At 45.5% G+C, this 14719-nt stretch carries 5 protein-coding genes; all 5 read left to right on the forward strand.

Annotation, left to right across the window (positions count from 1 at the left end):
* Positions 1-12: 12 nt before the first annotated feature.
* Positions 13-3777 carry a Calx-beta domain-containing protein gene (locus tag A3G19_RS10205; RefSeq protein ID WP_294872592.1) on the forward strand — a complete coding sequence of 1255 codons (3765 nt, stop codon included), beginning with the start codon at positions 13-15 and terminating at the stop codon, positions 3775-3777.
* Positions 3774-4535 carry a putative zinc-binding metallopeptidase gene (locus A3G19_RS10210; RefSeq protein WP_294872594.1) on the forward strand — a complete coding sequence of 254 codons (762 nt, stop codon included), beginning with the start codon at positions 3774-3776 and terminating at the stop codon, positions 4533-4535. Before A3G19_RS10205 ends, A3G19_RS10210 begins: the two co-directional genes overlap by 4 nt.
* Before the next feature lie 181 nt (positions 4536-4716).
* Complete coding sequence (locus tag A3G19_RS10215; protein WP_294872597.1) at positions 4717-6339, forward strand: hypothetical protein; 1623 nt, start codon at positions 4717-4719, stop codon at positions 6337-6339.
* Entirely contained in the window at positions 6336-6968 is a 633-nt protein-coding gene (locus tag A3G19_RS10220; RefSeq protein ID WP_294872600.1) for a hypothetical protein, read from the forward strand. Before A3G19_RS10215 ends, A3G19_RS10220 begins: the two co-directional genes overlap by 4 nt.
* Before the next feature lie 101 nt (positions 6969-7069).
* The coding region (locus A3G19_RS10225; RefSeq protein ID WP_294872603.1) for a calcium-binding protein at positions 7070-14719 on the forward strand (7650 nt) is incomplete at its 3' end.

Here is a 14719-nt window from a genome sequence, read left to right on the forward strand (position 1 = left end):
AAGGAAAAACCAATGGCAACACGAATCGGAGTCTTTTTTGACGGAACGGGCAATAACATGTGGAACGATGTAAAAATCGGAGACGGATCACAAAGCAATGTGGCAAAGCTCTATCAGCTGTACAAAGATAGTGGATATGAAGTTCGCTATGCCGAAGGGGTCGGAACCGAAGCGTATACCCAAGGTCATACGTTTACCGATGCTCAAATCAAGGATATCAGGGATAATAATGTCGATCGAAACAGTTTTTACCGCACGTTAGGATTGGCGGTAGGAGAAGGTGCCAAAGCGATCGTAGATAAAAAAATGGCTGAGATTGAAGCATATATTTTGCAACATCCCGGCGAAGAGATTATCGTAGATGTCTACGGTTTTAGCCGTGGTGCTACCGAAGCACGGGATTTTATTAATGAGTTCAATGCCAAATATGCCGATTTAAACGGCAGTGCGATAGGATTTGTAGGACTGTTTGATACCGTCGCTTCAATCGGAATGGCGAACAGTATCAACATCGGATACAACTTGGATTTGAATGAAAACTCCGCAGATCGAATCGTCCATATCATCGCTGATGATGAGACGCGGGGAAACTTTCCGCTCGAATCGTTGTATAACGGTGGATGGGGCTTGCAATCGAATATGAATGAGATTTCCAATATGGGTGTCCATTCCGACATCGGTGGCGGATACGGCGTACTGGATATGAACAAAAAAATCGTCATCGATTCGTATTATCATGTCTATACCAACGGCAGAGAAGAGGGCGATGCAAAACTTGCCAGTCTGAATGATTATGTAAACAGTTTGAATGCGAGTGCAGGGAAAATAAAGTATAGATTGGAATCTGATTATGATTCGCTACCTGCAACCGGAGATTGGACTTTATCGGCGATTATCATTGAAGAAAAAGAGTTCGGATTTGGGCTAAGCAATGTCTCACTGAACGATATGTACAACAGCATCAGACAAGCCGGAATTGCTCTCGCTCCGGTTAGTACTTTGGGTGCAACTATGTATAAAAATCAAAGCTACAGTAATTATGCCATACCGCAAAATATTGACCAAAGTTATGTGCATATTTCATCATCAAATACATGGTATGGACAGTCGGCATCGGACTGGATAGCCAATCATCAGACTTCTTCAGGAATTCGTGTCGTTTACCCGAATGATCCTGCCAATTCCGAAGACAAACTTCTCCTACTCTCCGCCGAAGATAAAACCATCCTCCATTATCTAAGCAGTGATTACACCATCATCGGCACCGAAAAACAGTTTGACGATATCACCGAAAATATTGTTCAAAACGCCCCTGAATTTATGACCCATCGCCTAGAGTATATCACTCAGCTGTTAAGTGACAACCCTGACCAAAGCGGAACACTCTATCAAGACCATTATTTGGGGAAATCATTTTACGGTCAAAAGATTAATGGAATAGCTTTGGTCGATTTTGCGGCAAGCGGGGATAATATCCTCGTATACGATGACAATAATGAAGGTCAGATTGTTTACGCCAAAGAGGGAGAAGACCTTGTTTATACGGGAGGTGGTAATGATGTACTTGATGGTGGGGCAGGCAATGACATCCTTTTAGGCGGAGAGGGCTTCGACACATACTACTCTAGTGATGGCGATACTATCGATGACAGTGACGGAAAAGGGGAAGTCTATTTCGAAGGGTTTCAACTCACCGGAGGAACCCTCACCGGAATCTACGGCAACACAAAGACCTATGAAGGAGATGGAGGAATCTATGTCCTGCGTTCGGACAATACTCTCATTTTTTCTAAAGAGGGTAATTTTGTCACGATCAATAATTTTGATAAAAAAGCAAACGATTTAGGAATAGAGCTCACAGGCGATGACCTCGAACTATCGATTTTCGCCCCTATTGTCAGTGAAAACATCGAGAACGGGGTTGCTACTGGTGCCATCACTCTCTCACACGCTTACGGCGAAGATGTCATCGTCACGATGTATACCCAAGATGATAGTGCGATTGCCGGAGAGGACTATGTTGCCCGCCCGACATTTGATGTTCGGATTCCGGCTGGAGTGACGTATGCAGAATTTGATATATCGATCCTCGATGACAAAAAGCCTGAATCGACTGAAACCTTTTATGCTCTAGTAGAGAGTGTTCGAACCACCAGTGGGGAGAGTGTTGACTTCATCCTCGTAGACGTTCAGCCGTTTGTTATCGAAGATGATGATAGTGATGAAGAAAACAATAATAATGACGACGGGTACGTTCATGTAAAAGTTTCCGACGGATCACGCATCGAAGACAACACAGTGATGCGATTTGACATTACACTCTCTAAAGCACTTGAACAAGACATCACCATAGATCTCGCAACAATGGATGGAAGTGCGACAAGCGGATCGGACTATATGGGATCACAAGGTTCCGTTACGATCCGTGCAGGATCGACATCCGCCTATTACACCGCGATGATTTTCGAGGACAGTGAGATCGAAGGTAACGAAACCTTTACCCTCACCCCGACAGGGCATAACTACAGCGGAAGTGAGAAGGTATTGCTCGACAATAACGCGACAGGAACCATTATCGACGATGATATTCCCGTAGAAGTAACCTTCTCCTCCGCTCAAGCTTCCGAACTCAGCGGAGCGATCCACTTTACTGTGAGTATCTCTAAAGTGCTTGAGTCCGATTTGGATATCGACTTTGATACCTTTGACGGTACAGCGATCGGAGGAAGCGACTATGCAGGGCTTAGCGGAACTGTAACCATTGCGGCAGGGAGCCGAACAGCAGAGATTACGATACCGTTGATCAATGATAAAATCCCCGAAGATTTGGAGTATTTTATGATAGCGCCGACCGGATCTTTGTATCATGGTCAAGATAGTATCAACGTGTTTTTCAACAATGCCGGAACAGGTACCATCATCGACGATGACGATCCCGAATACATCCTCATCCATATCTCCGATGCGGCGGCAGGGGAGAATGCGGAGAGTATGACGTTTAATGTCACCCTCACCAAACCTCTGGATAAAGATATCACGATCCATACCAGCCAAGGCTCCACTACGATAACAGCAGGGGGCACATCGGGAAGCGTAAGTATGACATGGAGTGATGATTGTGTCATCGAACCCGATTCGACCTTTAGTGTCTATCCAACAGGGTATGACTATAACGGCACTCTCAAAGTCCTATTTGCCAATGACGCGACAGGAACTATCTATGATGATGACCATAGCGGTCCGTGTGGAGATAGTTGTAATAACGGACACGCCCCGTGCGATCCCCCACCACCGCCACGTCGTGACCCACTAGTGCTCGATCTGAACCAAGACGGAGAGATCTCTACGGTATCGCTTGCTGATTCTAGTGCCTATTTTGATATAACGGGAGATGGGATCAAAGAGAGAGTAGGGTGGGTGCAAGCCTCTGAGGGAATCGTCGTAATGGATAAAAACGGTAACGGTAAGATCGACTGTATCAGCGAAGTATTCGGTACCGCAACGACGAGCGGATTTTATGAACTCCGACAACTCGCCGATAGCAACTATGACGGAGTTATCGACCGACGTGATGAACTCTACAACCAGCTCAAAGTGTGGCAAGACACTAACCAAGATGGTATCAGCCAAGCAAGCGAACTAAAAACCCTAGCCGAGGCAGGAGTCAAAAACATCCAACTCGATGTCATCGGTACCAACATCAACCTAAATGGGAACCTCCTCTCCGAAGCGGGACGCTATTTCAAATCAAACTCAACACAAAGGAAAGCAGCATGAAAAAGTGGTTAATAACCTTACTGTTTATATTAGGTGGAATGATATTTCCTACACAAGTATTGAGTAATACTCAAATAGAGTCTCAAGTTACACAGATATATCATGATTACGGGGTTCGTGTTCTTTATCAATATGATCGTGATCAGTATTTTGGAATGAAATCCAAAGCACCTCCTATTAATGCACAAGGAGAACAAATGTCTGATGCTGAGATTCTTAGACTTCTTCCAATTATCAAAGAATTTTTAGGATTCTATCCTAAAGAGGTAATAGTAAAGAATTTGAAAGTGCTCTATTTGACAAAAGAACTAATTTTATATGGAAAGAGCTTTGGTGCCAGTTATGGTAAGACAGGGCTGTATATAAAAAATGAACATAAGAGCAAAAAATATGATAAATCTTTTTTACTAGGAACTATGCATTCAGAATTTTCAAGTATTTTAATGAAAAATTATTTCTTTTCTGAAGATGTTTGGAAAGGTGCAAATCGCGGTGATTTTGAATACATAGGAAATGGTAAGGATATGCTAGGCGGAGGTGACTCGTATACTCAAACATCTGAATTACTATCAAAAGGGCTTATTTGTAAATATGCCCAGGCAAGCGTCGAAGAAGATTTTAATATGATAGTTTTTTGGTTATTTACAAAACCGAATGAACTTAAAGTGTTAGCAAAAAAATACCCGATTATCAATTCAAAAATGTGGATGGTTATCGATTTTTATCAACTCTCGGTAGATAGCCGAATAAAATTTTAAGGAGTCAAAAATGTTTTTATTTCCAATGGTATGGTCAAATGTAGTATGGTGGACAAAAGAGGCGTTAACAAACTATTTGATAGATAGACGTAATACTTTAAGAGCAAATTTAATGATAGATCAACAACGGCTCCGTGAGCTAAGGGAATTGAATAGCGGAGCTAATGGTACATTAACACGGTTGAGAGCAATTAATAAACAAGGTCTAACTGATGGTATCAAAAGTTTAATCGATGATTATCGTAGAAATAATGGAGAAATCACCAATAATACAATTATAGGAATTATTGACACGTTTAGTGCGATGAATCCGATAATAAAAATATTTGCAAATCCGCTTAAAGTATCGTTAATTAACCTTAAAGGGCGTATAGATGATCGGAATGCTATTTTAAATGCGTTACTGCAATCAATGAATCCTGCTATTGATAAATATCAAAAAGATGTAGAATATTATGAGAAAAAAATTGAAGAGCAACGTCAAAAAGTTATTGAAGCAAGTAATGAACTAGCACAAACAGAAAGTTTATTGCGAGAATTAGGTAGCGAAGCTGACAACCCGAATGACCCTGACAACCCGAATGACCCTGACAACCCGAATGACCCTGACAACCCGAATGACCCTGACAACCCGAATGACCCTGACAACCCGAACGACCCTGACAACCCGAACGACCCTGACAACCCGAATGATCCAGATAACCCGAATGATCCAGATAACCCGAATGATCCAGATAACCCGAATGATCCAGATAACCCGAATGATCCAGATAACCCGAATGATCCAGATAACCCGAATGATCCAGATAACCCGAATGATCCTGACAACCCGAATGATCCAGATAACCCGCCTCCACATGCTCCACCACTTCCCCCACCACCGCCGCGCCATGACCCGCTGGCACTGGATATGAACCAAGACGGTGAAATCTCTACCGTATCGCTTGCCGATTCGACCGCCTATTTCGATCTCACTGGGGATGGTATCAAAGAAAAAGTAGGCTGGATACAATCATCGGACGGACTGGTAGCCTATGATAAAAACGGTAACGGCAAAATCGACGGTATCAGCGAAGTATTCGGTACTCCGACCGTCAACGGATTCGAGGAGTTGCGCCGTATCGCCGATAGCAATTATGACGGAGTGATCGACCGACGTGACGAACTCTACAACCAGCTCAAAGTGTGGCAAGATACCAACCAAGACGGTATCAGCCAAGCAGGTGAGTTAAAAACCCTAGCCGAAGCGGGTGTCGCCAAGATCGAGCTGGATGTATTCGCCACCAACATCAATCTCAACGGAAACTTCCTCACCGAAGCAGGACGTTATAGTGACAGTACAGGGACACGTTCACTTGCTGCGGATGTCGAACTCATTTTCGACGCACGAATCACCACCGTGGATATCTCTCTCATCCCTGATTATACGATCCATCCCGAATCATTGACTCTTCCTCAGCTCAGAGGTTACGGTGCAGTCTATAATAGTTCTATTGCCTACAATGTTAACCCAAACCTTCTCAGCCTCGCACAATCTCTGACATCAAATCCTTCAACCGTCGCCAACCGTTTCGACGAGTTTATCGCCGAATGGTCGGGGCTGAATACCCTTCTTCGAAATGCTCAGGAGAAATACGCTCTTACCTCTGTTCCGGTTCTCTCGGAAATGGATAAAAAGGTATGGATATACGAACACTTCATGGGAGATGCCAGATTTAGCAGTGGGATCGAATCACGGATTAATCCGACTATATTGGTAATAGCTAATAATCAAAACTTCAAAAATGCAAGGAGAATAGCATGAATCAAGATGAATGGGACAAAATAAAAGAGCAAATCAAATACCAACAAAATATCGGTGACAAACATCCTGTATTACGCAAAATTCGAAAGTTAATTTTATGGTTTTCACTTGTGATCGTTCCATTGATGCCGTTAGTGTTGACTGAAAACTTTGTAGCTACATCCACATTATGTCAATGGTTTATAGGTGTGATGTCCTCATGGATACCGGGAATAGATGTAATATCGCATGCAAGTGTAATTCCAAATATTTCGGCTTTAGTAGTTTCTCTTGCATGGATAGCAATATGCTTGTTGTTTATTGTATTGCTTCAATTTTTGTTGGAATTAGGATCTGAAAACTATTTCATTTTTTTCTCAAAATCAACCAAACTAATGATTGTATTTTTGATCTTTGCAACATTGGTTTTGATGGATGAATTTGATCCGTCGAGTCATAGGAGTTTTTTTTATGGTACGACAGCGTTGTTTGATCCAAGTACACGGCACAATTTCTCACATACGATGATACAGTCAAGGATGGGTTTAGGATTATTTGCATTTTTTGAAATATTTTGGCTTATGGCTATGTCTTTAGGCTGGGTTATGGCGAGTTTGCAAATTTTTGGAAAGTTAATTAAAAGGAGTTAAATATGAATGATACAAATACAACAGTACAATTGGAATTGTTTCTAAACACTGAGGACACAATATCTAAATTTTTGAAAGCAATTGGTGATATTGGTGTGCCCTTGAAGGACTTACCAGGTGAAGTTACAGATGCTTTTGGTAAGATCGGAGAAAGGTTAGGAGATGCAGTTACTCTTGCAAATCTTTTGAATTCTAATGACCCTTGGAGAGAATTTTTTGGGATCGTTGGTGAAGCTTCAGGTGGCATAGTAGGTGGAGGGTTGGGTGGTCTTGGTGGAAGCACATTAGGTGCTGCTGTAGGATTGCTCAGTGAAGGAGATGTGTATGCATCTGTCTTGGGTTTTCTTGTTGGAGGTGGAATAGGAACGGCTGGAGGCGCAGTTTGGGGTGGTGATAAAGGCAAAGAACTTATGCAAGAACTTTATGATTACATAAATTCTTTGCCACATTATCAAGAGCTAACCGATGCACAAAGAGCTGAACTAGCGCAAATGATAAAAGCGGGTATTCAACCATGGGAATATCAACCAAACGACGATCCCGACCTCACCTACGATCCAAAGAATTTTAATCCGAACACACCTGAGCCGGATACAGACCGTGATGGAATACCTGACTTGATCGATCCCGATATGGATAATGATGGAATACCAAATAATCAAGATACAGATAGAGACGGTGACGGAATTCCTGATGATATCGATCCCGATCCATTTGCACCTGAACCCAGTCCCGACGATGGTCACCCATTCGATCCCGAAACATTCGATCCACCGCGCCGCAGTGACCCATTAGTCCTCGATTTGAACAAAGACGGTCTAATCTCCACTGTCTCACTGACTGAATCGACTGCATTCTTTGACCTTACGGGTGACGGTATCAAAGAAAAAGTAGGCTGGGTAAGTGCCTCTGAGGGGATCGTAGCATTCGATAAAAACGGTAACGGTAAGATCGACGGTATCGGCGAAGTGTTCGGTACGGCTACCACCAGCGGATTTGCGGAACTGCGACAACTTGCCGACAGCAACTATGACGGAGTGATCGACCGACGTGATGAACTTTACAATCAGCTCAAAGTATGGCAGGATAGCAACCAAGACGGTATTTCACAAGCCAATGAACTAAAAACCCTATCCGAGGCAGGGGTCACTAAAATAGAGCTGGACGTATTCGCCACCAACATCAACCTAAACGGAAACCTCCTCACCGAAGCGGGACGCTACAGTGATGCTACAGGGACACGTTCACTCGCTGCGGATGTCGAACTCACCTTTGATGCACGGATCACGACGGTGGATACTTCTCTCATCCCTGATTATACGATCCATCCCGAATCGTTGAGTCTTCCAAGCTTGCGAGGTTACGGTGCAGTCTATAATAGCTCTATTGCCTACAATGTTAATCCAAACCTTCTCAGCCTCGCACAATCTCTGACATCAAATCCTTCCACCGTTACCAACCGTTTCGACGAGTTTATCGCCGAATGGTCGGGGCTGAATACCCTATTGCGAAACGCTCAGGAGAAATACGGTCTCTCAACCGCTCCGATCCTCTCCGAGATGGATAAAAAAGTATGGATATACGAACACTTCATGGGAGATGCACGGTTCAGCAGTGGAATCGAACAGCGAATCAATGCAACGGCATCGGCGATGAAAACGGGAGGCTCTGCGAATGTAGCCGCAGGTAGTTATACCAATGCTAACGTCAACACTGCCTATGGTAGACTCCATGATCGTTATGAAGCGATATTCGCTCTTCAGGCACTTTATCCCCCGATTATGGATACCATGACGTTTGACATGAGTATCGATGAGTTTGTGATCTCCGATCCGAGTGTATTTACCCAAAGCGTAACTGATTATCTCAACAATTCGGATAACGCTATCGAAGCCAAACTCTATCTCGCCGATGCGATGAATACATTGGAAACGACTTTCCTCGATTTTGGTGCCGCAACTATCACCGCAAGTATCACCGACCCACTCATGAAAGAGCTCATCAGCGGAGTCTATGCCGGAACGTATAAAGCACACGTTTATGAGAACGGCATTTATACATCGGGCAATATCCTCGCCGTCGGTAGCGAAAACGGCGAGTCGATCACCATCAGTGGTTCGGCAGGCTCAACCGTATTGGCAGGTGAGGGAGATGACGTCATCCACGGCTCAAGCGGAAATGATGTCTATCTCTACCGCAGAGGTGACGGAGCGGATACAATCATCGACGGAGGCGGTAGCGATACTCTCCGCCTCACCGATATGCTTCAAAGTGATATCGTTCTGAGAAGTGAGGGTAAAAACCTGATCCTCGCACGCGCCGAAGATGGCAAAGCGTTTGAAGAGTTGAGCGATAAAGTGACACTCGTCAATTGGTCGGATAGTGTCAACCGTATCGACACTGTCCGATTTAGTGACGGCAGCAGTCTCGATTTCGCTCAGGTTATCCGTGATTATTTTATCAGTAGCAACGATGATCGTATCGATCTGACAGGTAATGCCGATGTCATCAATGCCCTAGCGGGTAACGATGTAATACATGGTCTGGGTGGAAATGACACGATTAACGGTGGTGAGGGTGAAGATACTCTCTACGGTGATGCGGGAGATGATACCCTCAGAGGTGATGAGGGGAATGACAAACTCTACGGCGGAGACGGAAACGATAGCTTAATCGGTGGTTCGGGTGACGATACCCTAGATGGCGGAAGAGGTAACGACACCTATCTCTATAATTTCGGAGACGGTAAAGATGTTATCACCGATAGTGCAGGAGTGGACACATTAAAATTTGGCGCAGGGATCGATGATTCTATGCTCACCGTTCAGTATCTAAGCCATGGTGACATGGTGATTGCACTCAAAGAAGAGGGTAAAACATTCGAAGAGCTAAAAGACACGATTATAATCCGTGGATGGAGTAATGTTTCCAACCGTTTGGAAAACATCCTCCTCATCGACGGTACGGCGATCAACCTCGATTCATTACAAACAGGAACTGAAGGCGATGATATTCTCACCTTTGGTGATAGCGGGATAAGTATCGATCTGCTCGGCGGTAATGATACCGTTACGTCGGGTAATGGAAACGATGTGATTGCAGGCGGAGCGGGCAATGATACCATCAATGCAGGGAATGGTAACAACAGCATCGACGGTGGTGAAGGTAACGATACCATCACTACAGGAAGCGGTGCCGATACGATTAGCGGCAGTAGTGGAAATGACACCATCAACTCCGGTGCAGGCAATGATACCCTAGAAGGCAATGAAGGGGATGATATCCTGATTGCCGGAGATGGCAAGGATACCCTCAGCGGAGGAGTCGGAACTGACACCCTTCATGGCGGAGCAGGAGATGATCTTTATCTCTATTCGCGCGGAGACGGCAAAGACACCATCATCGACGAATACCGATACGGCTATAACGGTTCCAACCAGTCCAACGCCGGAAACGATACTCTCCGTTTCGGTGAGGGGATTAGTCAGGATGATCTAATCGCACACGTCAGCGGGGACGATCTGATTATCGCTCTAAAAGAAGATGGCAAAACATTCGAAGAACTCGGCGACGTCATCACGATTAAAAACTGGGTCAACACGGCCAGCCGTGTTGAGACGATTGCGCTGAATGATGGGACTATTGTCGATCTCGCATCTATCCAAAGCGCAACCGAAGGGGATGATAATCTCATCTACAGCGACAGTATGACGACAATGGATGCACTGGGCGGGGATGACACACTCGTAAGCGGTGCGGGTGCGGATACGCTCAGAGGCGGGGATGGTAACGATACTCTTCGTAGTGGGGCGGGAGATGATGCCCTTTATGGCGATGGCGGTAATGATACACTTATCGGCGGAAGCGGAAACGACACTCTAATCGGCGGTGTAGGTAACGATACCCTCTACGGTGAGAACGGCAACGATACACTCAGCAGTAATGCAGGAGACGATACGCTAATCGGTGGATTAGGTGATGATACGTACCTCTTTAACCTCGGTGACGGTCGAGATACCATCATCGACGAGTACACCTACGGCTCAGGAGGGAACGACACTCTCCGTTTCGGTGAGGGGATTACCAAAGCTGATCTCGTCGCCCGTTCCATACCCGGCAGCAACGATCTGCAAATCGCCATTCGTGAAAGCGGTAAAGGGTTCGATGCACTCAACGATATCGTAACACTGAAAAACTGGTTTGACGCCAACAAACGGATCGAGAACATTACCCTCTTTGACGGAACGATTGTCAGTCTCTCTGAAATGCAGGGGGGGACGGACGGAGACGATTACCTCGTCTTCGGTGATAGCGACACGGTAATCGATGCGATGGGCGGTAATGATACCGTGATCAGTGCTAACGGCAACGACACTCTCAGCGGTGGAGCGGGTAATGATATCTTGATCTCCAATAACGGTAATGACACTTTAGAGGGAGGCGAGGGGAATGATACCCTCAAAGCGGGAGCAGGAGACGACATCCTAGAGGGCGGAGCAGGAACGGATGTTCTTGAGGGCGGAATCGGTAATGATACGTATCGCTTCGGTCGCGGAAATGGAAAAGATCGTATCAGCGACACGGCGGGAACCGATACCCTCCTCTTCGGAGACGGTATCACTGCGGATAATCTGATCGCCCGTGTGGTGAGCGGCAGCGACGATCTGCAAATCGCAATCCGAGAAGACGGCAAGACCTTCGATCAGCTCAGCGACGTCATCACTATCAGCGGCTGGCGCAACGCGGCGTACAGAGTCGAAAACCTCCGCCTCAGTGACGGTAGCGCAATCACACTCACACAGATCGAACGCTCCAGCGATGGGGATGATTATCTCGTATTCGGCGATGAGGGAGTCATCGTTGAGGCACTCGGAGGTAACGACACACTCATCACAGGAGATGGAGCGGACACCCAAAGCGGCGGTGATGGAAATGATACCTTACTCAGCGGTAAGGGTAATGACACACTGCATGGGGACAAAGGAACCGACACTCTCAAAGGGGGAACAGGTAACGATATCTATCTCTTTAACCGGGGAGATGGAGCCGACAATGTATTTGACGAGTTGGGTAATGACACTCTAAAATTCGGCGATGGGATCACCAAAGACGATCTGATCTTTAAACAAAAAGGGTACGATCTGATCGTGATGCTCAAAGAGACAGGTAAAACGACGGGACAGCTCACCGATATCATTACCCTTACCAACTGGTTCTCCGATAATCCTGTCGAGACATTTAGCTTTGCAGACGGCAGTACATGGAGCAGTACGGAGATTGCGGCCAAACTAGTGAACATCAATATCCAAGATACCCTCTTTAGTAAAATCGGCTCAGTCATGCGCGGTGGTGCCAGTGATGATACCTACGTCTACAATCAGGGTGATTTTACCGTCGTCGTAGATGATCAATATTTTAAAGATAACATCGAAATCGATGCAGGGCACGACAAACTCGTGTTTGCATCCGGTGTCATCAAAAACGATGTCACAATCGGGGTCAACGGCAACAACCTTGTCATCAAAATCAACAGCAGCACAACCTATGAATCTCTTCAGGATATCGTCGTTATCAAAGATTGGAAAAACCCGCTTCGTGGAATTGAGGAGATCATCTTTAGTGATGGAGAAATTCTTACAATCGATAAAGCAGCCACCTATCCGGCTATTACTCTAAGCAGTGCGTGGGCGAACAACCGGTATTACATTTATGGTAACGACAACGATACGGTTACCGGAACCAACTACGACGAAGTATTCGAGACCAATGCAGGTGATGATACGATCAATGCCGGAAGCGGCAATGACCGAATCTATGCGGGTGAGGGTAACGACACGATTGAAGGCAATGCAGGAAACGATACGATCGTGATGGGAAGCGGAGATGATTACGTCACTGACGCATCGGGGGACGATGTTTATCTCTTTAGCCGTGGTGATGGTAAAGATATCGTATACGACTATGCCGGAAATGATCTCATTTATTTCGGCGAGGGGATTAAAGCTGAGGATCTAATGCTCCGCCAATACGGTAACGACCTCGTCGTCGGGCTCAAAGACGGTCTGAAAAGCTTTTATAACCTCTCGGACAAATTGACCCTCAAAAACTGGTTCATAGCCGGCAACCGGATCGAGACGTTCAAATTTACCGACAACTCCACGATCGATATGGACAGCATCGTCAGCCGCATCGGTACCGATAACAACGATACGATCAGCGGAATCGACAGTCGTAACGATACGCTTAACGGTGGAAAAGGGAATGACACTCTAAACGGAGGGGAAGGGAATGACACTCTAAACGGCGGCACGGGCAACGATGCTCTCAACGGCGGAAACGGAAATGAAGTATATCTATTCGGTAGAGGTGATGGCAATGATGTCGTTACCGATATCGCTGGGCTTGACCGCGTCCGATTAGGCGAAGGGATTGGGAAAAACGATGTCCGAATCGAGAGAATCGCGAACGATCTAGTGATTTCGATCCTCGAATCAGGCGGAACAGGTATTGTTACCGACAGTATGACGCTCAAAGATTGGAGTGATGTCAATAAACGAGTAGAAATCATCGAACTCTATGATGGTACGACAATACAAACAGAAGATATATTAGCGTTTACTGATGGAGTTGAAAATTACTCATTTGGCGCGGAGGACAACGTTATCCACGCGTTGGCGGGTAATGACGTGATTGTTGCCGGAGCGGGTAACGACACTGTTTATGGTGAAGCGGGTAATGACAATCTGCAAGGACAGGACGGTAATGATACGCTCGATGGAGGTGTAGGTAATGATACTCTCTACGGTCAAGCGGGCGATGACGTGATTGACGGCGGAGCGGGAGCAGATACCCTATATGGAGATGTGGGCAATGAGACTTATCTCTTCGGACGTGGAGACGGAATCGATATGATTGCGGAAAGTGCTAATCAAGGTAACGATACACTCCGGTTCAAAGAGGGGATTACTGTTGATGATTTGATCATCAAGCAACTCAGAAATGATAGTTACGTATTAGGTGCAGATTTCGTAATCGGTCTCAAAGAGGATGGTAAGGCATTTGATCAACTCAGCGACAAGATTACGATTCAGAACGGGGCATATTATCATGACTATTATTCACTGGATTTTACTTCCAATAGCGGTTACGATTACCGTATTGAGAACTTCGAGTTTGCAGATGGGACGAAGTGGACTATGGCGGATTTGGTAGCCCATACGAATAGTGACGACAACGATGCAATTCACGGGTTTAGAACGGCCGATACCCTTACCGGAGGAAAAGGAAATGATATTCTCAAAGGGTATTCGGGAGATGACACCTATCTCTTCAATCGTGGAGACGGACAAGATGTAATTTATGATTACGGTCGATATCAATCGAACTACAGCTATTACAATGCCGGTAACGATACTCTCAAACTAGGTGAAGGGATTACGGCAAATGATTTGATCATCCAGAAATCGGGGAACAATGTCATCGTGGCACTCAAAGAAGAGGGTATTGAGTTTGCGGCGCTTAAAGATAAAGTAACATTGCAAGACTGGTACAACATTAATAACCGTATTGAGAAGTTTGTCCTTAATGATGGCACCCAGATCGATACGGCCTTTCTGTTTGATCCGACCGAGAACGATGACAATCTCACCTTCGGGGCGGAGGACAACGTTATCCACGCGTTGGCGGGTAATGACGTGATTGTTGCCGGAGCGGGTAACGACACTGTTTATGGTGAAGCGGGTAATGACAAT

This window comes from Sulfuricurvum sp. RIFCSPLOWO2_12_FULL_43_24 (genome assembly GCF_001829605.1).
In the GTDB taxonomy this organism is placed as follows: domain Bacteria; phylum Campylobacterota; class Campylobacteria; order Campylobacterales; family Sulfurimonadaceae; genus Sulfuricurvum.